The sequence below is a fragment of the Psychrobacter namhaensis genome (assembly GCF_016107545.1).
GTDB classification, from domain to species: Bacteria; Pseudomonadota; Gammaproteobacteria; order Pseudomonadales; family Moraxellaceae; genus Psychrobacter; species Psychrobacter namhaensis.
In genome coordinates this window covers 405,942-432,721 of the sequence record NZ_JABASS010000001.1, presented here as the reverse complement: position 1 = coordinate 432,721, position 26,780 = coordinate 405,942, and the positions used below count along the sequence as shown (strand labels likewise).

The window sequence follows — 26,780 nt, the reverse complement described above, 5'->3', positions numbered from 1 at the left end:
ATGAACACGGTTACTTCGATTCACGCATTTTTGCAATAATCGCCAGTTCTTTGGCAAGTGGGTTACGCTTATGATAGCGATTATAAAAATAATTTATCAACAAAATTACCGTAACACCGGTGGCAATACTGGCCATAAGGACGAATAAGTCGCTATATGCCGCGACAGTTGCTTGACGCTGAACGCCTTGCAACACTTGCCCCATCGCAGTCACGTTTGCTTGTGCTGTGTCTGTGGTTTGACTGGATAATGCCAGGCGAGCCCCTGATACTTGGGCACTGAATGCCGGATTACCTAAATTGAGTGAGCTGACCATATCTGCATAGTGCACTTGCGTACGAATCGTAGTAAAGGCTTGGATGACAGCTGCACCTGCGAGCCCGCCAACCGTCTGCGAGATCCCAAAAATCACTGAAAAACTAATAATATAGGCAGGACCGTTGGCAATAGCGCGAAACATGCCCTCAAAAACCATTGGGCCCATAAAGTAAACAGCAGCAAAAGCAATGAGGAATTGGCTGAGATAAAACGTGGTAGGGGCTGAATTTACAGAGACGCCTGTATCCAACCAAGCGCCGATGGCAATCAGTGCCACTGCAAAAATCACGGGTCGGCGCAAATCCATGGCATTGGTACTAAAAATACTGGTGATCAGTGCCAGCACACTGGCGGCCAAGATAATGGCATAAAAGTTTATCAGTTGATCATTAGCATAACCAAGATTGGCAAGTAGGCCGGCCGCGCCGACATTTTGTTCAGAGAGCAAGATACGCATGACAGCGCCTGTGACCGTAAAAGCGATGATATTGCGGCTACGCATCCAGCGGACTTGTAACATCGGATTTTTGCGGTGTGTCTCAATCCATAAAGCGATGCCAATCGCGGCGATGGCAATGATTAGTGGGTAGCTCAGCCAAGGTGTCGTCCACCATACAATCCTACCTTGTACCAAAAACACAGCCAGCGCGGCAAGCCCACCTGCAAAAAAAGCAAAGCTTAGAAAATCAAGTTTTTCAAACACTTTTTCCGTATTGCCTGGTGGTAGCTCCAAAAGGTTGATCAGTCCAAAGCAAATGAGCACCAAACCAAACTCAAATAAAAATAAATTTTCTAGCTGACCATCGACAGCCAAGTAGGGTGAGATGATCCGTGATAGGGGGATGCCAAACTGTACTAAGCCAAATCCTAAAATCAAACCACTGATGCGTTTGGCGGCGGGCATGCCCTGCAAACAATAGAAAATCGCGAGTACGGTCATGGCGCTAGCCACCATGCCACTCAATCCTCTAGCAATGATCTCTAAATAGTAAGGATCAATTCTGATACCGGTGGTATTTAACAGATGGCTACTGACCAGCCACTGTAAACTGGTGGCCACTAACAGAAAAAACAGCGTGATTTTACTAAAGAGTGACATGCCAAATTGCTGGCGAATTTTGTATAGCAGCACCGTAATACAAGCGTTGGTCATATTGTAGGCGACGGAGATCCAACCGCCTTCTAACGGCGTTAGGCCAAGTTCTCCTTGGATTTGAGTCAGATTGGCGACCAAGAGACCATTTTGGAAGCTGGCGGTGATGCCAATAAAAATACCAATCAGTAAATAAAATACTTTACGGCGTGCAGGGTGGTCAGGGTTGGCAGGGGAACCCACCATAAACGGCTGTTCATGGGGTTTGAATTGGTATTCATGACTCATGGGCGTACGATAATAGTTTTTATAGGAAGGTAGAGAGACATAAAAAATATTCCAGACGAAAATAGAGCCAGTTGGACTGATACTCATTGAGCTTAGCGTGATTGAACACCGATAAAACTAAAAAAACGACCTAAGAAAAGCGTGGAAAATTTTATCATAATTATTCTTTGGCTTTTGTCACATACACGTAATTTGCGGCTGAACTCAAAGATTAATTGTCTTATCATGACTTGGGTTAAGTGCGAATGGCACCGTCACTGGTAGGCTGTCAGATTAAGTAAATTTTTTAAACACATTTTTAGTCTGCCAACACGCAAGGTAACCCATGGGTCAAGCAAACAGAAAAAACAGCTCTTTTCAGAGCTGTTTTTTCTACAGTAAATAATTGCTTGGTCATTGAAAAACAATGCCAAAATGTCAAATTGATTGATCGTAATTTGCTTCTAAACGCATGGTGCGCTGAAAACTATCGCGACTAGCCAGTTGTAACGCATACTGCTTAACATAAGGATAGTCCTCTAACGCACCGCGCTTGGCAAGCATGATTAAGTCAAACGACAGCATAAAATCAGCGCCGCTTAGCTTGTGATCAACAATAAAGGACTTACCTGCAACCTCTGTGTTTAAATAGCTTAACAGCTTGTGTTTTTCCTGACAGATACAATCGTTCAAAAATTCATTGTCGTCCACACCCGCTTTTTTAGTAAATTGCTCAACTGATAAAGGTAACATCAGTGAGCTTTCAGCGAAATGCAGCCACTGTAAATAACGCCCATATGCCGCACTGTCTGTAGCAGGGCGTAAGCGCTCTGATGCAAACCGTTCAATCAATAGCTCAGTGATCGCACCTGACTCAGCATAAAGTTGGCCATCCATTTCGATAACCGGAGACTTACCGAGTGGATGTACTGCCTTTAGAGAGTCTGGTGCTAAATGGGTCTTGGCGTCACGTTGATGACTGACGATCTCATAAGGCACGCCTAGCTCTTCTAAAAGCCATAAAACACGTAACGATCGTGATTGGTTAAGATGATGTAAGCGAATCATGATACTAACCTTTTGGTGTGGACGGCTCTATGAATCTTTGAAATACATTAACCGTTAAGCTTGGTTATCAAACGTTTAGCCGCTTCTTCTGATGACGCTGGGTTTTGACCAGTAATGAGCAAACCATCTTCTACGACAAATGATTCCCAATCAGCAGCTTTTTCATAATTACCGCCATTGGCTTTTAGGGCATCTTCTACTAAGAACGGCACAACGTCGGTAAGACCAACGGCTTCTTCCTCTGAATTGGTAAAGCCCGTCACTGTCTTTCCTTTGACCAAATACTCCCCATCAATTTTGACATTTTTGAGAACAGCAGGAGAGTGACAGACAAAGGCCACAGGCTTGTCTTGCTTCACAAAAGTCTCGATCAGGTTGATAGAGTTTTTATCCACTGCCAAATCCCATAGTGGGCCATGACCACCCGGATAAAAAACCGAATCAAAGTCTTCCGCTTTCACATCAGCAAGCTTTTTGGTATGGGCCAAATGCTCCTGAGCTTCTTTATCGTCTTTAAAGCGCTTCGTGTCTTTGGTTTGCGTGTCTTCAGTATCGCTACTAGGATCTAGAGGTGGCTGACCACCAGCAGGAGAGGCAAGGGTTACATTGACGCCAGCATCCAGAAAAGCGTAGTAAGGGGCGGCAAACTCTTCTAACCAAAAACCCGTTTTTTTACCCGTATCACCTAAACGATCGTGAGAAGTTAGTACCATTAAAATATTCATAATTATCCTTATTTGTTATTGGGTTCAATCAACATAAATCATTAACAGTCACGCTCATTGCTTAAGTCATCAATGAAACGCATTAACATAAGCCCATGAAAACGGTATCGGTATGAGTGCTGACTGACTGTTAACGGTTAATCACATTCGTATATTAGTATTCGTGCTGCGATAGTAATTTTCAGTAGTAGTATTAGCCATTTATGTTGTTAAGTGGTTATTGACTACGCTTCAGTTATTTTTCACCAACCAATTTTGATTAATGAATGTCAGCGACTTTCACCACTGTCTTACCAAAGTTGTCGCCATTGAGCATACGAACAAAGGCATCAGGTGCGTTATCTAAGCCTTCAGCTATGTATTCTTTGGTTTTGACCTCACCGGTCTCGACCCACTTACTCATGGTTTTTAGGAATTCAGGGAAGTGATCGCCATACTCTTCAAAAATGATAAACCCTTTGATGGTCAATCGCTGGCTTAAAACCAGACCCGTCAACACACTCAAACGATCTTTACCGTCAGGCAGCTCAGTCGCATTGTACTGTGCGACAAGACCACAGACGGGGATACGAGCATGCGCATTCAAGAGGGGCATGACAGCATCAAATACCTTGCCGCCCACATTTTCGTAGTAGATGTCGACACCATCTGGGCAAGCCGCTTTTAGCTGCTCGGCAAAGTCATCGGCTTTATGATCGATACAAGCGTCAAAGCCAAGCTCATTAACCGCAAAGTCGCATTTTTCTTTGCCCCCTGCGACACCCACAGTACGTAAGCCATACTGATTACCGACTTGTCCGACGGTAGCACCGACTGGACCGGTAGCGGCAGCGACGACTAAGGTTTCGCCTTTTTTCGGCTTGCCAATATCGGTTAACCCCATGTATCCAGTAAAGCCTGGCATACCTAATACACCCAGACCATAAGAGGGGTTGGCCATCTCTTTATCAAGCTTTAGGACGCCTTCGCCATCACTGACACTATAGTCCTGCCAGCCTGAGTTTGAGACGACTAGGTCGCCCACGGCAAATTTATCAATATTGGACTCAACGACTTGGGCCACCGTACCGCCCATCATGACATCACCCACTTCTAATGGTTCTGCATAGCTCTTCGCCGCACTCATACGCCCGCGCATGTATGGATCTAACGATAAATACACTGTCCGCAGGAGCATCTGGTTGTCGTTTGGCGTTGGGATGTCGCTGGTGATCATGTCAAAATTTTCTGCTTTTGGCTCACCTGTTGGGCGGCTGGCAAGTTTGATTTGACGGTTTGTTTTTTGGTTTTGTTGTTTATCAAAACTCATAATAAGATTCCTTTTTAGTTATTGGTTTTTAGGTTTTTATTTTGCATGGCGTAGTTACTCTGTAGAGAGTAACTACTATAAATAGCATAACGATATGTAGTGTTTATTACGCAGATGTTACGGCTTAAGACGCTTTGCTGTTAACGGCACGTTGCAGGATACGGCGTGATACGGTTAAGTCATTGTTACCGTGTTCACCCAGTTTCACCATTTTGTGGGCGTCAAGTTGCTTAATAATGGGATCTATCGCAGCTTCGGTGAGATCCGCATCTGCTAAGCTGACGGGCAAGCCAAGGTCGCGAAAGAAGTTTTCGGTATAAACAATGGCCGTCTCGATAGTAGCATCGTCGTCTTGCTCCGTATCGGTTAGGTTCCAAACGTTTCTTGCATACTGTAGCAGCTTTTCTTTTTTACTGGCTTTAAGCTCACGCATCACTGACGGTAGTAAGATAGTCAATGTGCGCGCATGATCGATACTATGAAGTGACGTCAGCTCATGACCAATCATATGTGTCGTCCAGTCTTGTGGTACGCCTGTACCGATCAGGCCATTGAGAGCCATCGTCGCTGTCCACATAATGTTCTTACGTGTCTCTAAGTTTTCTGGATCTTGTGCAACCGCTTGACCTTCGTCAATGAGGATTTTGAGTAAGCTTTCAGCAAAGGCGTCTTGTACTTTTGCATTGACGGGATAGGTGAGGTATTGCTCCATGACATGAACAAAAGCATCCGCCACCCCATTCATCACTTGACGTTCAGGTAGAGTTAACGTTTTGACTGGGTCTAAAATCGAGAACTTAGGGAAGGCAAGTGGGTTACCAAATGGCAGTTTTGCTTGGCGTTCACTATAGTTGATGACACCACCTGAGTTCATCTCAGAACCAGTAGCAGGAATGGTCAGAACAGCACCCAAATCGACAGCCGAGTCGAGATTTTTACAATAGCTGGTCAGGGAGTCCCAGGCTTGCTCGCGTGAGACAGTCCCATCCGCTTCAGTCAGTGAAGATACCAGTGCGACAAATTTACTGCCGTCAATGACTGAGCCACCGCCGACTGCCAATATAAAGTCAATGTTGTGCTCATTGACCATGTCAGCTGCTTTTAAGAGGGTAGTAAATTCTGGATTGGCTTCGATACCACCAAACTCAAATACGGTGCGTGTACCGCTTGCTGCTAGGGCTTCTTTTACTTCATCTAACGTACCTGTGCGCTGTGCTGAACCGCCACCATAAGTAATAAGCACGCGTGCCTCAGCAGGCACCAATTCTGATAATTGGGTGATTTGGCCTTCGCCAAAGACGATACGGACAGGATTGTAATATTGGAAATTGTTCATAGTATTCCTAAATGGTTAGATCATTAATAAATGTACAGACTGTAAACGCATGGGTTGCAAAGATGTCGGACGCATGATGTTAACCCGCTTGCTTTTGCACGGAGGGGCATTGTACATTAAATAGACCAGTCGTCTATTGGTTTTTACAAAACTCTCTTATAACTTGCTTAGTCACGTTTATAAGTGAGTTTGCATTAATAATGGCGTCGCGTTTATGGTGCTAGCGTCCCAACTGTGACGTGGTCATTTGCCATACTTCTGCCAATGGTGTGTTGGTTTGACTGATTTTGGCGATTAAGCTGGCACCAAGCCACGCAAAGTACCAACGTTTGGCTATGCTTTCAGCAGAGAGGTTGTCAGGCTGCGGTACTGAGTTGTCCGTCCAGCCTGCTTTGATGTGATCAGCAAGCCAAGTGATGGTTTGTTGATAACCCGCGTTTAGGGTGATACGCATAGGTTCCGACATATCTGCCACCTCAGCGCTAAGCTTAACGACTAAGCATTTATCATAATCACAGCCATTTTGCTGAGTGTCATACCAGTTCTGAAAATAGTCATAAAGCTTTTGCTGAGCGCTGACATCTCGCTGAGCAATGGTGTTTAGACGTGCCTTGTAGTTGGCAAAATAGTTGCTAATAAGGGCTTCGCCAAAGGCTTCCTTGGAGGCAAAATAATGGTAAAAAGAACCTTTAGGGACGCCTGCTGTGTCTAGTATCTGCTTGATACCGACAGCAGTAAAGCCTTTTTTGGCGATCAGTTGATAGCCTGTTTCTAGCAAATGAGTTTTGGTATCTAGTGGAATTTTGGTTGCGTTAGCAGACATAGTAGTCATGTTCTCCTAGAGTTTTTGCAAGTTTTTTGCATAGAGTATGGGGTAGCATATTGATAAATGTCATGAACGGCCACTTATTATACGTTTTATGCTTGTTCTTATATTTTTTATTCACGATTTTGGCACTTATTGTCGATGGCTGTGTGATGACGTTACGTTTTTTCTACAATATGGCATGAGGAAATATTCTCATTGTAAGATCATTTATGTTAGCATTAGACCAGTCGTCTAGCAAGTTTTGGTTTGCTACACGTTACGAAGAGTAGTAAGTTAGGTAATGAATAAGTTAGGTAATGAAAAAGATAAATAACCAAATAGGCCTAATGACGCCAACTATTATTTTCTCTCTTAATTTGCTAGCTGTATAGCTTTACTTAAAATTGCAATGACCCTTATACATAAAATAACTAAGGATAATTATGTCAACCAATACTAATAGTAAGATAACCAATGGGTATAGTGATTTTCATCTCCAGTACATTGCCGGTAAGTGGCAGGCTGGCCAAGACAATAGCGTTAATACTGACGTCAATCCATATAATGACGATACCCTTGTAGCCATTCAGCAAGCCACGGATAAGCAGCTTGATGAGGCTTATCAAGCGGCAAGTGCTGCCCAAAAAGAATGGGCACAACAAACCCCAGCTGAGCGAGCTGCTGTGATGTATAACGTCGTCAATATTTTAGATGAGCGTCAAGAGGAAATAGTCGATTGGCTTGTCAAAGAGTCGGGCAGCACTCGTATCAAAGCGATGGTGGAATTTGGCAGTGCACGGGCGATTACCCTTGAGGCGGCAACTTTTCCGAGCCGTGTGCATGGTGAGATTCGCCCGTCTAATACGCCCGGCAAAGAAAACTTTGTTTACCGTGAGCCAATTGGCGTGGTAGCCGTTATTAGTCCATGGAATTTCCCACTGCATCTGACGCAGCGTTCTATTGCGCCAGCGTTAGCGCTTGGTAATGCTGTGGTGTTAAAGCCTGCGAGTGACACGCCTATTACGGGCGGTTTATTGCTCGCAAAAATATTTGAAGAAGCGGGTCTGCCAAAAGGACTGCTAAATGTGGTGGTTGGGGCGGGCAGTGAGATTGGTGATGCCATCGTTACTCATGATATCCCGAGTTTGGTGTCATTCACCGGTTCAACCTCAGTGGGCAAGCGTATAGGCGAGTTGGCCAATGGCGGCGATTATATAAAACAAGTGGCGCTTGAGTTGGGTGGTAATAGCCCATTTGTCGTGTTGAAGGATGCTGATATCGAACAAGCGGTTAAGGCGGCAGCTTTTGGTAAGTTCTTGCACCAAGGTCAAATCTGTATTGCTATCAACCGTATTATCGTGGAAGATGAGATTTATGATGATTTTGTAGAGCGCTTTGTGGCTCATGTTAAGACACTAAATGTCGGTGATCCTAGTAAAAAAGAGACAGCAGTCGGCCCCATCATTAATACAAAACAGGTTGAGTCGCTTAAAGAAAAGATTGCCAAAGCCCAAGAAGAAGGGGCTAACATGGTATTGAGCGGTGAGATTAAAGGCCAAGTCGTACCCCCGCACATCTTTACCGAAGTGACGCGCGATATGGATTTATCACGTAATGAAGTGTTTGGGCCACTGGTCGGTATCATCCGTGCTAAAAATGAAAACGAGGCGCTATCGATAGCCAATGATTCAATGTATGGTCTCTCTAGTGCGGTCTTTACGGCAGACATGCAAAAAGGTCTACGCTTTGCTCGCGGTATCAGAGCGGGTATGACCCACATTAATGACATCTCGGTGAATGACGAAAGTAATGTGCCGTTTGGTGGTGAGAAAAACTCAGGTATTGGCCGTTTCAATGGGGAATGGGTACTCGAGGAATTTACCAGAACGCATTGGATATCCATGCAGAATACGCCGCGTGACTATCCGTTCTAAACGTTTTAGACAACCAATAAATATTTTAAATCAAGGTTCTACTAAAAAGACTGCTCTGGTGGCAGTCGTTTTATTGGGTGCTTATCAATAATGCCAGTTGCTGCGATGATTTCTTACCTAGCATGGAACCCTAATAGACCCTCGATTTCTTCCATCGTCATCCGCCTGACGAGTGCTTGCTCCTCTACTGACAAGCGATTGGTATGTTCTTTTATCATTGTATGGATGCTACGAGCGATTTCGGAGGTCGTGGCGTAATACATTTGCGGTTGTTCTTTTGTCAGAGTCATCAAAAATCGATTGATGATTTGACGCTTTTCGTCTGATGCGTTTTGTTCAGTCATATTGTTCTCCTAAAGATAATCCATTTAAGCAGTCAGGCCCATGAGAGTCAATGAGTGTCATGAAAATGATGATAAATACGGTAGGATTAACACAGGTGGCCATTGTATGTTTTATAACATTCATTTAAAATGAATCTATAAGATGGATTTTACTCATATGTTCATAAGAAGGCCACTATGCACTCTATTGATTTGCCCAGCAAACCGCCAACCTCTCCGCATCCTATTCTTAATCTGAGCTTTCGTATATTTTTTAGTGCTGCCGCGTTGTTTGCGGTGGTCACGATGGTGCTATGGGCTTTTGTTTTTACTGGTCATACGGCCATCAACGCCCAAGTATTAAACCCGCTCTACTGGCACGGTCATGAGATGATTTATGGCTATGCACTAGCAGTAGTTGCCGGGTTTTTGCTGACAGCGGTAAAGACGTGGACAGGGGTTATGATGCCCTATGGTTATAAGTTACTGGGTATCTTTAGTTGTTGGTTGTTGGCGCGTCTGAGCTGGTTGGCTTTTGGGCTGGGGATGACAATTGCGGGCAGTAGTATATCGTGGTTATATGTTGGCGCAGTGTTTGATTTGTTGTTTATCGGTCTGATGGCGTTTTCGGTTTGCCGAGCAGTGCTACAAGTAAAGCAATATAAGCAACTGGGTATTTTGGCAAAGCTTGTGCTGCTCACCGTGGGTAATGGTCTGTGCTATTGGGGCATTGTCAAAGCAGATATGAGTATGACCAAAATTGGGACATATTTAGGTTTTTATTTAATTATTGGGTTGGTGCTAACCATTGGTAGGCGCGTGGTGCCGTTCTTTATTGAGCGTGGTCTTAGCGGGATTAATACTAAAGGCGAAAAACAAACCGTGACTTTACGTAATAGTAAGGCGCAAGATATCGCAAGCCTATTGTTCTTTTTAGCATTTTTTATCGTGGATTTATTTTACCCCAATAAGTACTTACTTACCCTCACGGCGCTTGGGGTCGCAGGGGTCAATACGGTCCGTTTAGTCGGTTGGTATCATCATGGTATTTGGCAAAAGCCACTGCTTTGGTCACTATATGTCGCGTTTTTGGGAATGTGTCTGAGTTTTTTGTTGTACGCGTTGCAGCCGTGGTTAGGATATAATCACAACATTGCTATGCATGGGCTAGCTATTACCGGCATTGGCATGATAACGGTTGCAATGATGACGCGGGTATCCCTTGGACATACTGGACGAAACATCCATCAGCCGCCCAAAATGGTAAAATATATGTATGGTCTGATGGTGCTGGTATTTATCAGCCGGGTACTGTTGCCGCTGGTTGATATGAGCCATTACTTATTATGGATTATGGTCGCTCAAAGTGCGTGGATTGCCTGCTTTGTACTATTTTGCATCACCTACCTACCGATGCTGGCACGTCCCAGACCTGATGGGTTGTTTGGTTAGTAATAAGATTTACCACCAGAGTGAGGTGAAAAATAGAGCAGTCATGATCTGGTCGATACTAAGGTGGGACTGATACAAATTTTTCTTGCTTGCTGTGCCTGCGCAGACAGAGGCTGCAAAAAATTTGTATCAGTCCTGCTGACTGTCTTTTATATTGACCGGACTATAAATTAAAATAAGTAGGAGTAGTGGCAAATGCGATTGACCAATTATAGCGATTATGCACTGCGCTCATTGATTTACTTAGCAGTGAGACCGGAGCCACCATTATTGGCAAACATCAGCGATATTGCGAATAGCTATGGTATCTCTAAAAGCCATTTGACCAAAATTATTCATCAATTGGGACAGCTGGGGTATATAGAAAGTGTGCGTGGTAAAAACGGTGGGATACGATTGGCGCGCGCGCCTAAAGACATCAATTTGGGCGTATTGATCAAACAGATAGAGCCTGACTTTGACTTGGTAGAGTGTTTTGCGACACCCATAAGCAGTGACGACAGGCACCCTCGTTCGACTGGTCTACCCATTACCCTTATCGATGAAACCGTAGAGCGTTCGCCAGGCTGCGTCATTAGCCCAGTGTGTCAACTTAAAAGCGTATTTTTTGAGGCATTAACCGCCTTTATTAACGTTTTGGAGCGCTATACATTGGCGGATGTCATTAATAATGAAGAGGAGCTGGCGACGTTGTTATTTCGATAGCGTCATCATCGGTAATGGCATAGCCAGTGCAAATAGTCAGCGCAAAAAACAGGGCTACCGAGATGGTAGCCCTGTTTTTTTTATACATTTTCGAACTATACGGTTGATTAAGTGTTTTCTAGCTTTGGCCGAGCTTTATCAATTGCTTTTAACAGCGCTTTTTCAAACTCACCTTCGTTAAAGGTAACCAAATAAGAATGGGCGGCGCAAAAATTGCGAACCTCGCGCCATTCGTGCGCAAGATTGCTTGCCCAGTCGCAATACTGCTTACCCGCATTCGGCTCATTTTTTAGTGCTTTTTTGGTGGTAGGATGTAGTATCAGTTCAGGGAGTACCGCTTCTAGCAATTTCATCGGCGGACTCATAAAGGTGTCATCCACATGTAAGCTTTTGCTAGCAGGGTGATAGGCCAATAAGGAGCCAGCATGAATCATCTCGTTAGGCGAGATATAGTAAATGCCTTGTGACATCGAAAACTGCAGCTCAGAATAGCGCTTAGCGACCGCTTCGCTTTCGACCAAATCCTCAGCCCAACTCACTTCTGGAACTTGCTGATGATGGCGACTACTGCCATAAAATATGGCTTGCGGGAAATCCTCTGCCATTTGTGCACAGTGTACGGTATGGAAGGGGTGGACATTGAGCACTGCTTCAACCTCTTGTCCATTATTGGTCAGTGCCATCACCTCATCGCGAACCTCATCCGTTAGAGCATAACTGTCTAGAAAGATAAAGCGCCCTGAATCTAGCTTTACCAGTGAGCATTGTGTGCCAATATCTAGAACACCGCCTAGGCGAAATGAGCCGCGTATATTCCAAAAACCGTTGCCTAAATCGTGTATTTTATCTGACATTCATCTTTCTCCTTATTTTTTAATAATAGTTTAAAAATCTTTAAAACCATCACTTAAAGTGTGGGTGGTTTTGAAATTTAATGGTTCCATTAGCGTCTGGTTTTACTTAAATTATCGCCTTTATAGCTTATAACGACTGCAGTTCAGGGCGAGCGGCTGCAACGGCAGACAACAGCGCTGCTTCAAACTCCCCTTTACCGAACTCAACCAAGCCGGAGTGGGCACCGCAAAAATAGTGCGTGTCACGCCATTGGTGAGCCAGTGCGGTGGCCCAAGCGCAATATTGCTCACCTGCATTTTTCGCATTTTTAAGCGCTTGTTTGGTCGTTGGGTGCAGGCCCAAAGTAGGTTGAACGGCATTAAATAGCTTAGAAGGCGGTATCTCAAACGTGTCATCGACGTAGATACTTTGGCTGGCAGGGTGATAGACCAGTAAAGAGCCTGCGTGGATATTTTCATCGGGCGAGATGTAGTAAATGCCATTAGGCAGAGAAAATTCAAGTTCAGTATAGCGCGCCGCGACAGTGGCGCTTTCGACTAAATCCTTTGCCCAATGTACTTCTGGCACTTGCTGATGATGGCGACGACTACCATAAAAAAGCGCTTGCGGGAAATCTTTTGCCATTTGCGCACAGTGAACGGTGTGAAAAGGATGGACGTTTAACACGGCTTCGACATCTTTACCATCGTTGGTCAAACCCATTACTTGTTCACGCACATCCCCTGTCAATGTATAGCTGTCTAAGAAAATAAATCGTTCTGAGGCCAGTTTTATCAAAGCCGATTGTACACCTATATCAAACACGCCATTTTTGATAAACGAGCCCCGTATACTCCAAAACCCTTTGCCTAAATCATGAATCTCATCATCCATAGATTTCTTCCTTAATAGTTATAATTTTTGCATTCTTGGATTATTTAGTTATAGGCAGTTCAAAATAAAATCGATACCTCAATAGCTACAGGCGACTGGTATAAATTTTCCTTGCTTGCTGCTAACACAGAGGCTGCGCAAAATTTATTCCAGTCGCTTTATACTCCTTTTTAAATGAGTCGACTATATTAGTATGGCCTATTAATGTGTGGCACTTAATAAGTATGGTTTTTTGAGGAGGAAAAGTCTGTAATAAAAAAGAGAGAAGCAATGTAGATGTGTAAAAATACAAAAGAGTTGTTAGGGAAATGTCACTAATCTCTATGCAAGAGGGTGAGAGGAGGTTATTCATAACAGCCGTACGGGTACAGTGAGGGCGAAAGAAAAGCAACACACGGAAACCTGTGTTTACTATGTGATGTGATAATATAAAGTACTCAGCGTTCTATCGCGAGTTTTGGCTCTATTTTGACGCTCAGCCCAGTTATCATTGTTCCATTTCTATCACCTAGCCTACCTAGCCTTCGCTAAAAAAGCTCCTAACACAGTCAGCACTATTTTGAATCATATAAATAAAAGCAAAGATCACACGCAAACAAACCTCAATAATCAAGATCCCAGCACAAAGACGCCCGTTAGTGCCACTGATCAGCTGCCGTTTTACTCACCTGCGTGGGTGCTGAAATTGACGATTGGCTTGATTGGAATGTTTGCTTTTTTGCAGGTGTATTCTATTCAGGCAATTTTGCCCGTATTGATGTTGGATCTGTCAGCAAGCGAGGTGCAAGCGGGCATGGTGGTGGGTGCAACCGTGCTGGCGATTGCTATTATGTCACCGTTTTTGGGTATGTTATCCGATGCGGTCGGACGCAAATCGTTTATCGTCGGTGCTTTATTGTTTTTGGCCATACCTACTGCCTTGATTGCGCAAAGTCCAAGTATCGGATGGATGGGGATGTGGCGCTTTATGCAAGGACTATCGGTACCGGGCATTACCGTGGTGACGATTGCTTATATCGGTGAGGAGTTTGAGGGACGAGCGGTGACAGAGCTGATGTCGTTTTATGTGTCAGGGTCGGTGCTTGGTGGTTTTATGGGGCGATTTTTGCTTGGGCATTTGCATGAGCTGATCGGCTGGCGCTATGGTTATTATGTGATGGCGGCTATGACGCTCATAGGCGCACTCTGGGTCTTTAAGATGCTACCCTCATCGCGTCACTTTGTGGCCAATCCAAACTTTCGCTCAGCGATACAGACCCTAGGTGAGCATCTGACCAATCGCTATGTGGTGACTGCCTGTCTGCTTGGTGCCTGTGTACTGTTTTCGCTCGTCGGCTGTTTTACTTTTATCAACCTGCATTTGGCTAAGTCGCCATATAATTTGAGTACGGGCGCGCTTGCCAATATTTTTGCGGTGTACTTGATAGGGGTTATTATTACGCCATTATCCACCACACTGCTACGTCGATTTGGGTCGGCGCGTACGGTTCGAGCCGCTGTCCTTATTTCTATCACTGGGGTGCTGTTGACCTTGGTTATGCCATTATGGGGTGTGGTGATAGGGCTGGCTATCATGTCTACAGGGGTGTTTATTACGCAGTCGGCAACCATCAGCTATATCGCGGTGAATGTTAAGAAAGGGCGCTCACTGGCGTCTGGATTATATTATATGGGTTATTATGCGGGAGGTACGTTAGGGGCGTGGCTGTGCGGCATAGTATATGCACGGGGACAGTGGTCGCTTACGGTATGGTTGCTACTATTCGTACAGGTCTTGGCGTTGTTGATTGCCAGTTTTGGCATGGTGAAGACTAAATCACGCACTGCTTAATCTGCTTTTAAAAAGCAAGCGATAGGTTTGGTAGTACTCACTTGCCGCTTTACATATAAGCACTTTTTTTTTACTATCAATGAAAAGGCGATTGATTTTATTTTTAGCACCAGCAGCCCTCAGCTTTTAAAAGCGGTAGAGGTTCGTAAAAACACTGGCTCAGCAGTATGTGGCTACTGTCTTATGACAACCATTTATCGTTAAGTACAACTACAAAGAACGCATCTATATGACCCACAAGGAAGTCAAACCTATGTCAAATACTTACCAAAGCGCCCCGTCTGCCTATGATTATCCATTATTGGTAAAGCAGTTGTTAAACCGAGCCAAGACGGTCTCGCAAGAGCAAGAAATTGTTTACGCTGACAAAAAGCGTTTTACTTATAAGGATCTGTTTAACCGTATTAATCGCTTAGCCAATGTCTTAGCAGATTTGAAGCTTGACGCTGGTGATGTGGTGGCCGTGATGGACTGGGATAGCCATCGTTATCTTGAGTCTTATTTTGCCGTGCCAATGTCAGAGTACATCTTGCAGACGGTTAATATTCGTCTGTCACCAGAAAAGATCCTTTATACCATCAATCATGCGAAGCCTAAAGTGTTGTTGCTCAACTCTGAGTTTGCGCCTTTGGTCAAAGATTATCAGTTTGAAAACTCTAGCATTGAGCATATCATTTGGCTAGATGACAATGGGGTGACGTTCGAAGGTGTCTTCGGCGGTAACCAAAACCGCGTAACGGGTGAGTATGAGGCGTTACTAGAAGCGGCTGAAAGTGAGTTTGACTTTCCAGAGTTTGATGAAAACACCATTGCAACCACCTTTTATACCTCAGGCACGACCGGCGATCCAAAAGGGGTGTTCTTTAGCCATCGCCAATTGGTATTACACAGCCTAACAGAAGCGGCTACCCTTGGTATGTTACCGAATAAACAAGGGGTCAGTTATGGTGATGTCTATATGCCAATGACGCCGATGTTTCATGTCCATGCATGGGGCTTTCCATTTACTGCCACGATGATTGGTCTGAAACAAGTCTATCCCGGCCGTTATGCCCCCGACGCTTTGATGGATTTGATTATCAATGAAAAGGTGAGTATTACTCATTGTGTACCCACGATTTTGCAAATGGTACTCAAAGAAGCGCAAGATCGTGATGCCAGTTTTAATGGTCTCAAAATGATCATTGGGGGTTCAAGATTGACTGAAGGCTTGGCAAAAACGGCAATGGCTCAAGGCATCGAGGTTTATACGGGCTATGGTATGTCAGAGACAGCGCCACTTATCAGCTTGACAGAATTTAGCCTAAATGAGCCTGAGATGACAGAGGATGAAGACATTGCTCGCCGCTGTATGACCGGTAAGCCTGTGCTAATGGTTGACGCTCAGGTGTGGGGTGAAGGCAACCAACCAGTGGGCACAGGAGAAGACAATACGGGTGAGCTGGTATTACGTGCTCCTTGGCTGACCCAAAGCTATTTGAAAAATGACGATGCAGGTAAGGAGCTATGGGAAAACGGCTACATGCATACCCAAGATATCGCCTATATACGTCCTGATGGGTATATTAGAATTACGGATCGTTTAAAAGACGTGATTAAATCCGGCGGTGAGTGGATTTCCTCATTAGAGATTGAAACGATTTTATCACTGCATCCAGCAGTGGCAGATGTGTCAGTGATTGGCGTTCGCGATAAGCAGTGGGGCGAGCGTCCACTAGCACTCATTGTCCTCAAGCCTGCTTGCCCAGACACCAGTGTTGATGATATTAAAGCCATTGCTGAAAAGGCAGTAGAGCGTGGTATGATTCCTAAATATGGCGTGCCCAGTCAGTTTAAGTTTGTCGACGATCTGCCAAAAACCTCGGTAGGCAAGCATGACAAAAAGGTCATGCGTGAGATGTATGCCAATCAGACCGAAGTGTAATGGTAGTAGCTGATAAAATGCGTGCATCAGTCAAAAGATTGGGCGGATGAACGCTTAATAGTTGACCTTTATGATTGGCTCTGCTACATTTTAAACCGATACACTATGTATCGGTTTTTTAATTCTGGCAAGGATGACCAGTAACTCATTAAATATTATCTACTAAAATAACACTGCTTCAATAACATTGCCTCACACCTCGTTTACGCTAAGGACAGCTATTATGAGTGACCCAACCAAAAATCCAGTCTCTTCTCAAACAACAGACATGCCTAAATTCGCTGATATTTATCATAACTCAATTACGGATCGAGAGCAGTTTTGGGCCGAGCAAGCCAAGCGTATCTATTGGCACAAAGAGCCTGAGCAGATCCTTGACGATAGCAATTTACCTTTCGCGCAGTGGTTTGTCGGTGGCGAGACCAACCTTTGCTATAACTGTGTGGATCGGCATCTAGAAGAGCGGGCAGAGCAAGACGCCTTTATCTGGCTATCGTCAGAGATCAATCAAGAGTTAACAGAAACCTTCCCAGGCGTTGTCGATGCGTTTAAAGATTTGGGCAATAGCGTGGAGTTTTATACGGACTATGCAAAGCGTCGTCTGACCTATAATGATCTGTACAAAGAAGTGAATTATTTTGCCGATGTACTACAGCGTCACGGCATTGAGAAAGGTGATCGCGTCGTTATCTACATGCCGATGATTTTAGAAGCGGCTTACGCCATGCTAGCTTGTGCTCGTATTGGGGCGGTGCATTCGGTAGTGTTTGGGGGCTTTGCGGCACACAATTTGGCAATTCGTATGGATGACGCCGAAGCAAAAATGGTCATCACAGTGGATGCAGGTCTGCGCGGTGGTAAAGTCATCAATTATAAAAACTTGGTCAATCAAGGGGTTGCGCAGGCAAATGTAAAACCTGAGCATGTCCTCGTTGTGAATCGCGGCGTACTTCCATTTAAACCTCAAGACATTGATGTGGACTATGCCACTGAACGCCGCCGTAGCTGTGAGGCCAATGCCATTGTTGAGCCGGTATGGTTAGAGTCCAACACCCCATCTTACTTGCTCTACACCTCTGGTACGACGGGTACGCCAAAAGGAGTGCAGCGTGATACGGGCGGGCACGCCGTCGCACTTACCACCTCAATGGATTATATCTACGATGGCAAGGCTGGCGAGACTTTTTGGGCGATATCAGATATCGGCTGGGCGGTCGGGCATTCTTATACGATCTATGCCCCATTGCTTGCGGGCATGACCAGTGTCATGTATGAAGGCTTGCCGCATCGTCCAAACCCGGGTATTTGGTGGCGGATTGTCGAGGCCAATAAAGTTAATATTTTGTTCACCGCACCCACGGGCGTGCGTATGCTCAAAAAACAAGATGAGACGTGGATGACCCGCTATGATGTATCAAGCGTCAAATCATTCTTTTTGGCAGGTGAACCGCTTGATGAATCAACGGCCAATTGGCTCACCCAGCATTTAGGCGTGCCTATTTTAGATCATTACTGGCAAACAGAGTCCGGTTGGCCAATCTTAAGTAATACGCCAAAATTTGACCACAAACCGCACAAACAAGGATCGCCAGGTTATCCGATGTACGGTTATGATGCCCAGGTGATAAATGAAGAAACGGGTAAGGTTTGCGCGCCTGGTGAAAAAGGCCTACTAGCGATTAAAGCCCCACTACCACCCGGTTGCCTCACGACAGTGTGGCGTAATGATGAGCGTTTTATCAGTAGTTATTTTGGCCTGTTTGATGGTCAGCAGTACTCTACTTCAGATTATGCGGTGACTGATGAAGATGGCTACTTTTATATTTTGGGACGTACCGATGACGTGATTAACGTCGCTGGTCATCGAATCGGCACGCAAGAGATTGAAGAGGCCATCAGCAGTCATCCCGAGATGGCAGAATGCGCCGTTGTGGGCATTCAAGATGAGCTAAAAGGTGAGTTGCCCATCGCTTTTTGTGTGTTAAAGGATCATGAACAAGTAGCGACAACCGAAAATCGCTTCCGCATTGAGCAACAAGTGGTTGGTGCGGTGGTTAAATCTCTGGGCGGTATCGCTCGGCCCGCGGCCATTTACTTCCCGCAAGCGCTGCCAAAGACCCGCTCTGGTAAAATTCTACGCCGAGCTATTCGTGCTTTGGCAGAAGATAAAGACACCGGCGATATGTCTACGCTTGATAATCCAGCAGCGATTGATGCCATCAAGCAGTCTATGAAAGACTACTAATTTCACGTCTCTTTTAGAACGAATTTTGATGGTGCAACGCCCATGCGAAACGAAAGCTCATGAAGACTCATGGGCTTTTTTATTTGTTAACGTCTTAGAGAAAATTTGTTTGATTGATCACCACATTGATCGCAACTTAAATAAAAGTTCGATAAAGCGCTTGACCCTAAAAATGATTTATTGTTATAGTCAATAACGATACAAATTAAATCATTTTAGAATTAAGTTTTATCGAGAAAAATTTATAGTTATTCGTCCCCTTTATGAATATAAAGACACCGTTAAACGGTAGTCTCGCAAACAAGATAAGGATATCTTATGCACCACGTCCAGCAGCTTATTAACGGCCAGTTTACTCAATCGAATACCGATGAATGGATTGATATCACCGATCCAGCCACGCAGGAAGTCATCGCTAAAGTCCCACAAACGACGGACGATGAAATTAACCAAGCGGTTGCTGCCGCCCAAACAGCCTTTCAGACATGGCGCAAGACCCCTATTACCACGCGTGCCCGTATTTTTTTAAAGTATCAGACACTCATTCGTGAGCACATGGATGAGTTGGCAGAAATCTTGACCGCAGAACAAGGTAAAACCATCGCTGATGCTCGCGGCGATGTATTTCGGGGTTTAGAAGTCGTCGAACATGCAGCAGGTATTGCCAATTTGCAGATTGGTGATTTTGTAGAAAACGTCGCATCTGGTGTAGATACTTATAGTATCTGGCAGCCCCTAGGCGTTTGTGCTGGCATCACACCCTTTAACTTCCCAGCGATGATTCCACTATGGATGTTCCCCATGGCGATCGCCACCGGTAACACCTTTATCCTTAAGCCTTCTGAGCAAGACCCAATGGTTACCATGCGTTTGGTTGAATTAGCAATTGAAGCTGGCGTACCTGAAGGGGTGTTAAACGTGGTGCATGGTGGCAAAGCAACCGTCGATGCTATCTGTGATCATCCTGATATTAAAGCGGTATCATTTGTCGGCTCTACTGCCGTTGGTAAGCATGTTTATGAGCGCGCTAGTCAATCTGGCAAACGGGCTCAGTGTATGATGGGTGCCAAAAACCATGGCGTTATCTTGCCTGATGCGAATAAAGAGCAGACGCTCAACCAGCTAGCTGGTGCCGCATTTGGTGCTGCCGGTCAGCGCTGCATGGCACTGTCCGTTGTGGTGCTAGTAGGGGCAGCTGGTGACTGGATCGATGATATTAAGGCCAAAGCAGAAGGCTTGGTGGTATCAGCGGGTAAGAACGATAAAGATTTAGGTCCACTAATTTCTCCTGCAGCCAAAGCTCGCGTTGAGCACCTGATCGGTACGGGGGTAGAAGAAGGGGCGAGCCTGCTACTGGATGGCCGCGGTATCACGGTCGAAGGGTTTGAGAAAGGTAACTTTGTTGGACCTACTATTTTTGATAATGTCACAAGCGACATGCAAATTTATAAAGAAGAAATCTTTGGGCCAGTATTGTGTATCATGCGTGCAGCCGACCTTGATGAAGCGATTGAGCTGCTTAATGCCAACCCACATGGTAATGGTACGGCAATTTTTACGCAGTCGGGGGCGGCCGCGCACAAATTCCAACAAGACGTTCAGGTCGGTCAAATCGGTATCAACTTACCGATTCCAGTGCCACTACCGATGTTCTCATTCTCAGGCTCACGTGCCAGTAAACTTGGTGATCTCGGCCCTTATGGCAAGCAAGCCGTGCAGTTTTATACCCAAACAAAGACAGTCACTGCGCGCTGGTTTGATGATGAGGCGAGCCGCGGCGTCAATACCACTATTTCAATTTAGTCGTTGATCTACTATATTTGCGGTACAGCGAGAAGTTTTTTGACGGTAACTTTGCAGTTTGATGCTGTTATCGTCAAACCGCACTTATATTGACATAATAGTTCGTCAACTCTAATTCACCACATTTGTTACGCACGCACAAGGATGACCCTATGGATTTTTCATTAACCGAAGATCAGATTGCTTTTCGCCAAACGGCCAGACAGTTTGCCCAAAAAGAGCTTAAGCCAAATGCGGCGGAATGGGATCGTACCTCGCACTTCCCAGTTGATGTGATCAAAAAAACTGGTGAGCTTGGCTTTTTAGGGCTTTATACCAACCCAGAGTACGATGGCTTAGGGCTACCACGTTTGGACTCTGCCATGGTTTTTGAAGAGTTGGCATGGGGCGATACGGCCGTTGCCGCTTACATGAGCATTCATAATATGGCCGGCTGGATGATCGGTGAGTTCGGTAGTGATGCCTTATGCAAAAAGTATCTGCCAAATATGGTCAGCGGTAAATGGCTGGGTAGCTACTGTTTAACGGAACCAAATGCGGGTTCTGATGCCGCTTCTCTTCGTACCAAAGCAGTGAAGCAAGGCGATGACTATGTGCTCAATGGAGAAAAAGCCTTTATATCAGGCGCAGGCTCGACCGATGTGCTAGTGGTTATGGCACGTACGGGCGGTGCAGGACCAAAAGGGGTGTCAGCATTCGTCGTTGACGCTGATAGTGCTGGGATAGAGTACGGTAAAAATGAGCATAAGATGGGCTGGAAAGCACAGCCAACGCGGACGATTAGCTTTAAGGACGTAAAAGTCCCTGCAGAAAACTTAATCGGCGAAGAGGGTCAGGGCTTTCGTATTGCGATGAAGGGCTTGGACGGTGGGCGGATTAATATTGGGATTTGTGCGATTGGTACGGCCCAGTCAGCGCTAGAGACGGCGACCAATTATGTCCAAGAGCGCAGCCAGTTTGGCAGCCCGATTGCAAGCTTACAATCAGTACAGTTTAAGCTTGCAGATATGCTCACTCAAACGATTGCGGCGCGGCAAATGCTCTATCTTGCCGCTAATAAAGTCGATACTAATGACGCGCAAGCCACGGCCTACTGCGCGATGGCAAAACGCTTATCAACCGACCTTTGTTTTGAGGTTGCAAATGAAGCCTTACAGTTGCATGGCGGCTATGGTTATCTAAACGAGTATCCACTTGAGCGCCACGTACGAGATCTGCGTGTCCATCAGATTTTAGAAGGCACGAATGAAATTATGCGAGTGATTGTCTCACGGCAACTGTTACAAGACGATGCGTTGGGTCAATTGCGCTAGTACAGCTATATATTCAGTTATTTGCCAATAAAGCCATGCTAAAACAAGGATGTTTTATGACAGACTATACCAATCTTAAACTATCGATCAGCGGTCACACCGCCACCGTCACACTGAATAACCCGCCTGCCCATACTTGGACGATGGACAGTCTGCAAGCGTTTAAACAGTTGATCACTGACCTAAATGCCAAGGACGATATTTATGCCTTAATCGTACATGGTGATGGCGAGAAGTTTTTTTCAGCAGGTGCGGATCTCAATAACTTTTCAGACGGGGATAAAGGTCATGCAATCAGCATGGCCATTGCTTTTGGCGAAGCGTTTGAAGCGTTGTCTGCTTACCGCGGCGTCAGTATCGCGGTTATCAATGGCTATGCGATGGGTGGCGGACTTGAATGTGCGCTCGCCTGTGATATTCGTATCGCCGAGGCGCATGCACAGATGGCGCTACCAGAGACAGGAGTGGGTTTATTGCCATGTGCAGGCGGTACGCAAAATCTACCTTGGCTCGTTGGCGAAGGCTGGGCAAAGCGTATGATCTTATGCGGTGAGCGCGTCGATGCCGATACCGCATTGCGTATTGGCTTGGTGGAAGAAGTCACTGCTAAAGGTGAGGGTCTTGCAGCAGCACAAACATTAGCCCAAAACGTCGCTAAGCAGTCACCTGTGGCCGTCAGCTATTCCAAGAAACTCATTCAAGCGGCAAGAGACACGCCACCTGCGCAAAACCTTATCCATGAGCGTGAGGCCTTTGTTAAGTTGTTCGATACAAAAGATCAGCGCGAAGGCGTTCAAGCGTTTTTAGAGAAGCGTAAACCCAACTGGCAAAATAAATAAACGGCATAAACTTAGGGCGTGTCCTCATTTTAAAAATGGTGATAAAAATGAGATAAATTGCAGTCAAACAAGAAAAATAGTGCAGATAATATCGAGATATTAACCAACTATTTGCCGCTGTTTGGCAAGATTTAGCCATTTTTAGTCCATTTAGATGACTATCGATTGAATCGAGGACACGCCCTAGCCTTAATGGTAACTTTATTTTCAATTTTTGTAGGTGATCTTGATGACAGCAACGGATGATAGTAATAATCAAAAAATTGTAGAGCAGGAAGCATCGGTGTTATTTGATACTGAGCCGACAGATTGCGGCCATCTGATCGGCATCATGACGTTAAACACGCCTAAGTCTTTGAATGCCTTGAGCGTTGATATGTGCCAGTTACTATCAGCACAGTTAGAGCAGTGGCAGAGTGATGATCAAATAGTTGCTTTAGTATTAAAAGGGGCAGGCGATAAAGCGTTTTGTGCTGGCGGTGATATCCGTAAGCTGTATGACAGTATGTCTACCAGTGCGCCACTGCCAAACCCGTATGCGACAGAGTTTTTTAGTCATGAATATCGTCTCTACCGGCAGATGCATTTTTATGCCAAACCATTAATACTTTGGGGGAATGGCATCATTATGGGTGGCGGGATGGGACTGATGGCGGCGTGCAGTCATCGCTTGGTTACTGAGCGCACGCGTTTTGCCATGCCTGAGGTGACTATTGGCCTGTTTCCTGATGCCTCGGGCAGTTGGTTTTTACAGCGCATGCCAGCCAAAACTGGTTTGTTTTTAGGGCTGACGGGCGCGATGTGTAATGGTAACGATGCTCTATTGGCCAATCTGGCAGAGTATGCAGTCGCCAGTAGTGACTATGATGCTGTTATTCAGCGCTTAAGACAGAGTAATTGGCAAGCGGCAACGGATTCTAGTAACACAGATAACAGTCATGATCATAGCGCTCATCGCATCGTTAGCCGTGCACTTGCCGCGCAACCAGTGGCTGATTTACCTCCTAGCAAGTTGGCTACCTATTGGCGTCCTATACAGCAATTGATGAACAGCGGCGGCTTAGGGGATATTGATGCTGTACTCCAAAGTGATGAAGCGCTGGCACAGTTAGATGCAGCCTTTGCTGAGGATAGCTGGACACAGCGAGCTGTCGCAACCTATCGTCACGGTTGCCCCACGACTGCGGCTTTGACCTATGCGCTTTATCATAAAGTCACTGATTTATCGATAGAGCAAGTTTTATATTTAGAGACCAATGTGGCCGTACATTGTGCCGCCAATCCGGACTTCAAAGAAGGGGTGCGGGCGCTACTAATTGACAAAGATCGCAATCCGCAGTGGTCACGTTCATTGGCCGACTGTTTGAGTGCAGAAGGGCACGCATACATTCAACAGCATTTTGTAAATCCTTATCCCAAAGGCGAGCATCCTTTGGGCGATTGGTTGAGTGAAAACGCGTTAGGCAATGAGCTTGTGCGCTAAAGATTTGGCTTACCAAAGCAGCGTAAGTATGAGATATAAATTAGCCTCAAAAAAATAATGACAGACTATCTGTAGTAATGTCCTACATAAGCAATCATCAAGGAGTGATGAGATGGGTACACAAAATACAAGTACGACTGATAAAAATGGTGCTAAGCCAAACATAGCCTTTATCGGGCTTGGTAATATGGGAGCGCCGATGGCGGAGAACCTGTTAAAAGCAGGGTATTCGCTATCTGTATATGATTTGTCTGAATCAGCGACACAGCGTCTACAGCAAGCAGGAGCAAGCGTTGCTGATAGCCCTAAAGACGCAGCAAGTAACGCTCAAGTTGTTATCAGTATGTTGCCAGCGGGCAAGCATGTTCATTCTGTTTATTTAGGTGAAAATGGCTTACTTGCAGAGTTGCCCAAAGGCACACTGGTCATTGACAGCAGCACGATAGCAGCGGCTGACGCGACGGTAGTAGCGGAGGCAGCAAGTAACCTTGGTATAGATTTCTTGGATGCACCAGTCTCTGGTGGTACAGGCGGTGCAGTCGCTGGTAGCTTAACCTTCATTGTGGGTGGTAGCGTTCATGCCTTTGCCAAAGCTGAACCAATACTAGCTGTGATGGGAAAAAATATTTTTCATGCCGGCGACCATGGGGCAGGACAAGTTGCAAAAATCTGTAATAACATGCTACTGGGTATTCTCATGGCAGGAACGGCCGAAGCCATTAACTTAGGGGTTAAAAATGGCTTAGACCCCAAAGTATTATCAGACATTATGCTACAAAGCTCAGGTCGCAACTGGACATTAGAAGTCTATAATCCTTATCCCCAAGTCATGGAAAATGTGCCTTCTAGTAATGGCTATCAAGGTGGATTTATGAGTAAGCTGATGCAAAAAGACCTCAATCTGGCCATGCAAACGGCTCAGGATACCAATGTCGAAACGCCAATGGGGGCCAAGGCGACAGAGCTTTATGAGGCTCATACTGTAGAGAATGGTGATAAGGACTTCTCAAGTATTATGGGGCGTCACGATAGCTCAGTGCTGTCCTAGTATTGCCACTGTATCTCTCAGTGACACATTCTTAATTTGATTTGGTGATGTAAGTTGTAGCTGAGATATATGCGTAGAAGTAAAATAAAAAAGTCTGCCCTATTGAATAGGGCAGACTTTTTTATTTTTACTGTTAGGTGCTTTTAGCTTTGTAGATCGTACACAAGAGCCTGAACATCCTGTGCTGCTTTTTGTAGACGTGGTACATGCGTCAATAGCTCATCTAAAGATACTCGTATGGTTGGTGCATGCATGTATAGTGAGGCTAGATAGCGTGACTTCTTATCCAATATAGGTACTGCCACTGCCACCATTTCAGAGATAAACTCTTCATTGTCTATACCGATGCCCGTTTCAGCAATACGGTCAAGCTCGTCATTTAAGGCATCAATATCGGTAATGGTGTTTTTAGTAAATTTATCTAACGGTAAACCTTGTAGTATTTTGTGGCGACTGGTAGCAGATAACTGGCTTAGGTATAGCTTGCCCGTGGCGGTGCACCACATGGGAGATTTTGCGCCCACGGGTAGATAAATCTGTAGCGGTAAGGTCGTTTGTGCTCGGTTGGTATAGATCATATCCATATGATAGGGCACACCAATACCGCAGGTTTCTTTAATTTCGTCAACCAGCTTTTGCAAGATCATTTGCCGCTCATTAAAAAATAGCCGCTGCTGCCAAAGCTCAACACTTAGGTTACGTACCCGCTTACCAGGAATAATACCGCCACCAATATCGACGGTCAAAAACCCTTCATCGACCAAATTCTGAATCAATCTGTGAATGGTCGGCTTAGGTATATCTAGCTCTTGTGACAGCTCAAGGGGCGATAGAGGCAGAGACGCATAAGATACCGCCTCTATGATTTCTAGCACACGGGTGATCGACGATACTTTAGGCATATAAATGGCTCAATAGTAATAATAAAGAATACAGCGGCAAACATTGCAAGATATTTATAAATAGGACAAACGGGACAATTCAAAGGCTTACGCCACACTCATCACTCACTCTAATTTAGCATAATATCAAGCGCAGACAAGCGTTAGTCACACTATATAGCAATATTTACATGACTGCCTATATGTCTGGAATTTCGTTTTAAAGTAAGAATAGCTACGTTAGCTCACAAAACACAACAAACTGTAGTAATAAGCTATATAACTACCCTTGAGTTGAATAAGCAGGTAAGTCATTATAATGACATATTTTGTAATACCTTTACATG

Annotated in this window: 21 protein-coding genes; 11 read left to right on the top strand and 10 right to left on the bottom strand. The window is 45.1% G+C overall.

Annotation, left to right across the window (positions count from 1 at the left end; translation table 11 throughout):
* Window positions 1-10: 10 nt before the first annotated feature.
* From JFC06_RS01845 to JFC06_RS01820, 6 genes are all read right to left on the bottom strand, one after another.
* A complete protein-coding gene (locus JFC06_RS01845) occupies window positions 11-1,699 on the bottom strand; it encodes an MFS transporter (protein ID WP_198333786.1) in 1,689 nt (562 codons plus the stop codon).
* Between the two features lie 417 nt (window positions 1,700-2,116).
* Window positions 2,117-2,746, bottom strand: a complete 630-nt coding sequence (locus tag JFC06_RS01840; RefSeq protein WP_193006967.1) for a glutathione S-transferase family protein — start codon at window positions 2,744-2,746, stop codon at window positions 2,117-2,119.
* 47 nt (window positions 2,747-2,793) lie between these two features.
* Window positions 2,794-3,471, bottom strand: coding sequence for a type 1 glutamine amidotransferase domain-containing protein (locus JFC06_RS01835; protein ID WP_193006966.1), 678 nt, complete (start codon window positions 3,469-3,471; stop codon window positions 2,794-2,796).
* A gap of 259 nt (window positions 3,472-3,730) precedes the next feature.
* The gene (locus tag JFC06_RS01830) at window positions 3,731-4,780 is read right to left on the bottom strand and encodes an NADP-dependent oxidoreductase (RefSeq protein ID WP_198333750.1); all 1,050 of its coding nucleotides are present in this window, start codon (window positions 4,778-4,780) and stop codon (window positions 3,731-3,733) included.
* A 124-nt stretch (window positions 4,781-4,904) separates the two neighbouring features.
* On the bottom strand, window positions 4,905-6,116 hold the full coding sequence (locus JFC06_RS01825) for an iron-containing alcohol dehydrogenase (protein WP_198333749.1): 1,212 nt from the start codon (window positions 6,114-6,116) through the stop codon (window positions 4,905-4,907).
* Between the two features lie 220 nt (window positions 6,117-6,336).
* Window positions 6,337-6,948: a TetR/AcrR family transcriptional regulator gene (locus JFC06_RS01820; RefSeq protein ID WP_406947925.1), complete on the bottom strand. Its 612-nt coding sequence runs from the start codon at window positions 6,946-6,948 to the stop codon at window positions 6,337-6,339.
* A 419-nt stretch (window positions 6,949-7,367) separates the two neighbouring features.
* On the opposite strand from JFC06_RS01820, the gene JFC06_RS01815 reads away from it, so the two are divergent.
* Entirely contained in the window at window positions 7,368-8,858 is a 1,491-nt protein-coding gene (locus tag JFC06_RS01815) for an aldehyde dehydrogenase family protein (RefSeq protein ID WP_198333747.1), read from the top strand.
* A gap of 113 nt (window positions 8,859-8,971) precedes the next feature.
* Here the strand turns inward: JFC06_RS01815 and JFC06_RS01810 are convergent, their stop codons facing one another.
* Window positions 8,972-9,202: a hypothetical protein gene (locus JFC06_RS01810; RefSeq protein ID WP_193006961.1), complete on the bottom strand. Its 231-nt coding sequence runs from the start codon at window positions 9,200-9,202 to the stop codon at window positions 8,972-8,974.
* Window positions 9,203-9,379: 177 nt separating this feature from the next.
* On the opposite strand from JFC06_RS01810, the gene JFC06_RS01805 reads away from it, so the two are divergent.
* Together JFC06_RS01805 and JFC06_RS01800 are read left to right on the top strand one after the other, a co-directional pair.
* On the top strand, window positions 9,380-10,633 hold the full coding sequence (locus JFC06_RS01805; RefSeq protein WP_198333746.1) for an NnrS family protein: 1,254 nt from the start codon (window positions 9,380-9,382) through the stop codon (window positions 10,631-10,633).
* 195 nt (window positions 10,634-10,828) lie between these two features.
* Complete coding sequence (locus tag JFC06_RS01800; protein WP_193006959.1) at window positions 10,829-11,338, top strand: Rrf2 family transcriptional regulator; 510 nt, start codon at window positions 10,829-10,831, stop codon at window positions 11,336-11,338.
* 107 nt (window positions 11,339-11,445) lie between these two features.
* Here JFC06_RS01800 and JFC06_RS01795 read toward each other — a convergent pair whose 3' ends face one another.
* Both JFC06_RS01795 and JFC06_RS01790 read right to left on the bottom strand, forming a co-directional pair.
* A complete protein-coding gene (locus JFC06_RS01795) occupies window positions 11,446-12,192 on the bottom strand; it encodes a hypothetical protein (protein WP_198333745.1) in 747 nt (248 codons plus the stop codon).
* A 127-nt stretch (window positions 12,193-12,319) separates the two neighbouring features.
* Complete coding sequence (locus JFC06_RS01790; protein ID WP_198333744.1) at window positions 12,320-13,066, bottom strand: hypothetical protein; 747 nt, start codon at window positions 13,064-13,066, stop codon at window positions 12,320-12,322.
* A gap of 685 nt (window positions 13,067-13,751) precedes the next feature.
* Here JFC06_RS01790 and JFC06_RS01785 point away from each other — a divergent pair.
* The 8 genes from JFC06_RS01785 to mmsB all read left to right on the top strand — a co-directional run bounded on the left by JFC06_RS01785 (window position 13,752) and on the right by mmsB (window position 25,552).
* Complete coding sequence (locus JFC06_RS01785; protein ID WP_265091394.1) at window positions 13,752-14,897, top strand: MFS transporter; 1,146 nt, start codon at window positions 13,752-13,754, stop codon at window positions 14,895-14,897.
* Window positions 14,898-15,150: 253 nt separating this feature from the next.
* Entirely contained in the window at window positions 15,151-16,821 is a 1,671-nt protein-coding gene (locus JFC06_RS01780; protein ID WP_198333743.1) for a fatty acid--CoA ligase, read from the top strand.
* Between the two features lie 223 nt (window positions 16,822-17,044).
* The gene (locus tag JFC06_RS01775) at window positions 17,045-19,066 is read left to right on the top strand and encodes a propionate--CoA ligase (protein WP_198333742.1); all 2,022 of its coding nucleotides are present in this window, start codon (window positions 17,045-17,047) and stop codon (window positions 19,064-19,066) included.
* Window positions 19,067-19,384: 318 nt separating this feature from the next.
* Complete coding sequence (locus JFC06_RS01770) at window positions 19,385-20,869, top strand: CoA-acylating methylmalonate-semialdehyde dehydrogenase (protein WP_193006954.1); 1,485 nt, start codon at window positions 19,385-19,387, stop codon at window positions 20,867-20,869.
* 152 nt (window positions 20,870-21,021) lie between these two features.
* On the top strand, window positions 21,022-22,182 hold the full coding sequence (locus tag JFC06_RS01765) for an acyl-CoA dehydrogenase family protein (protein ID WP_198333741.1): 1,161 nt from the start codon (window positions 21,022-21,024) through the stop codon (window positions 22,180-22,182).
* Window positions 22,183-22,238: 56 nt separating this feature from the next.
* Window positions 22,239-23,021 (top strand): enoyl-CoA hydratase, encoded by a 783-nt coding sequence (locus JFC06_RS01760; protein ID WP_198333740.1) that lies wholly within the window; start codon window positions 22,239-22,241, stop codon window positions 23,019-23,021.
* A gap of 229 nt (window positions 23,022-23,250) precedes the next feature.
* Window positions 23,251-24,504: an enoyl-CoA hydratase/isomerase family protein gene (locus tag JFC06_RS01755; protein ID WP_198333739.1), complete on the top strand. Its 1,254-nt coding sequence runs from the start codon at window positions 23,251-23,253 to the stop codon at window positions 24,502-24,504.
* A gap of 112 nt (window positions 24,505-24,616) precedes the next feature.
* On the top strand, window positions 24,617-25,552 hold the full coding sequence (gene mmsB, locus JFC06_RS01750) for a 3-hydroxyisobutyrate dehydrogenase (protein ID WP_198333738.1): 936 nt from the start codon (window positions 24,617-24,619) through the stop codon (window positions 25,550-25,552).
* A 143-nt stretch (window positions 25,553-25,695) separates the two neighbouring features.
* Here the strand turns inward: mmsB and JFC06_RS01745 are convergent, their stop codons facing one another.
* A complete protein-coding gene (locus tag JFC06_RS01745) occupies window positions 25,696-26,454 on the bottom strand; it encodes an IclR family transcriptional regulator (protein ID WP_193006949.1) in 759 nt (252 codons plus the stop codon).
* Between the last annotated feature and the right edge of the window lie 326 nt (window positions 26,455-26,780).

What these genes read in the sequence shown, in the direction of transcription:
- JFC06_RS01845 (WP_198333786.1), bottom strand. Translation starts at nt 1,699, where the DNA reads ATGAGTCATGAATACCAATTCAAACCCCATGAACAGCCGTTTATGGTG.
- JFC06_RS01840 (WP_193006967.1), bottom strand. Translation starts at nt 2,746, where the DNA reads ATGATTCGCTTACATCATCTTAACCAATCACGATCGTTACGTGTTTTA.
- JFC06_RS01835 (WP_193006966.1), bottom strand. Translation starts at nt 3,471, where the DNA reads ATGAATATTTTAATGGTACTAACTTCTCACGATCGTTTAGGTGATACG.
- JFC06_RS01830 (WP_198333750.1), bottom strand. Translation starts at nt 4,780, where the DNA reads ATGAGTTTTGATAAACAACAAAACCAAAAAACAAACCGTCAAATCAAA.
- JFC06_RS01825 (WP_198333749.1), bottom strand. Translation starts at nt 6,116, where the DNA reads ATGAACAATTTCCAATATTACAATCCTGTCCGTATCGTCTTTGGCGAA.
- JFC06_RS01820 (WP_406947925.1), bottom strand. Translation starts at nt 6,948, where the DNA reads ATGACTACTATGTCTGCTAACGCAACCAAAATTCCACTAGATACCAAA.
- JFC06_RS01815 (WP_198333747.1), top strand. Translation starts at nt 7,368, where the DNA reads ATGTCAACCAATACTAATAGTAAGATAACCAATGGGTATAGTGATTTT.
- JFC06_RS01810 (WP_193006961.1), bottom strand. Translation starts at nt 9,202, where the DNA reads ATGACTGAACAAAACGCATCAGACGAAAAGCGTCAAATCATCAATCGA.
- JFC06_RS01805 (WP_198333746.1), top strand. Translation starts at nt 9,380, where the DNA reads ATGCACTCTATTGATTTGCCCAGCAAACCGCCAACCTCTCCGCATCCT.
- JFC06_RS01800 (WP_193006959.1), top strand. Translation starts at nt 10,829, where the DNA reads ATGCGATTGACCAATTATAGCGATTATGCACTGCGCTCATTGATTTAC.
- JFC06_RS01795 (WP_198333745.1), bottom strand. Translation starts at nt 12,192, where the DNA reads ATGTCAGATAAAATACACGATTTAGGCAACGGTTTTTGGAATATACGC.
- JFC06_RS01790 (WP_198333744.1), bottom strand. Translation starts at nt 13,066, where the DNA reads ATGGATGATGAGATTCATGATTTAGGCAAAGGGTTTTGGAGTATACGG.
- JFC06_RS01780 (WP_198333743.1), top strand. Translation starts at nt 15,151, where the DNA reads ATGTCAAATACTTACCAAAGCGCCCCGTCTGCCTATGATTATCCATTA.
- JFC06_RS01775 (WP_198333742.1), top strand. Translation starts at nt 17,045, where the DNA reads ATGAGTGACCCAACCAAAAATCCAGTCTCTTCTCAAACAACAGACATG.
- JFC06_RS01770 (WP_193006954.1), top strand. Translation starts at nt 19,385, where the DNA reads ATGCACCACGTCCAGCAGCTTATTAACGGCCAGTTTACTCAATCGAAT.
- JFC06_RS01765 (WP_198333741.1), top strand. Translation starts at nt 21,022, where the DNA reads ATGGATTTTTCATTAACCGAAGATCAGATTGCTTTTCGCCAAACGGCC.
- JFC06_RS01760 (WP_198333740.1), top strand. Translation starts at nt 22,239, where the DNA reads ATGACAGACTATACCAATCTTAAACTATCGATCAGCGGTCACACCGCC.
- JFC06_RS01755 (WP_198333739.1), top strand. Translation starts at nt 23,251, where the DNA reads ATGACAGCAACGGATGATAGTAATAATCAAAAAATTGTAGAGCAGGAA.
- mmsB (WP_198333738.1), top strand. Translation starts at nt 24,617, where the DNA reads ATGGGTACACAAAATACAAGTACGACTGATAAAAATGGTGCTAAGCCA.
- JFC06_RS01745 (WP_193006949.1), bottom strand. Translation starts at nt 26,454, where the DNA reads ATGCCTAAAGTATCGTCGATCACCCGTGTGCTAGAAATCATAGAGGCG.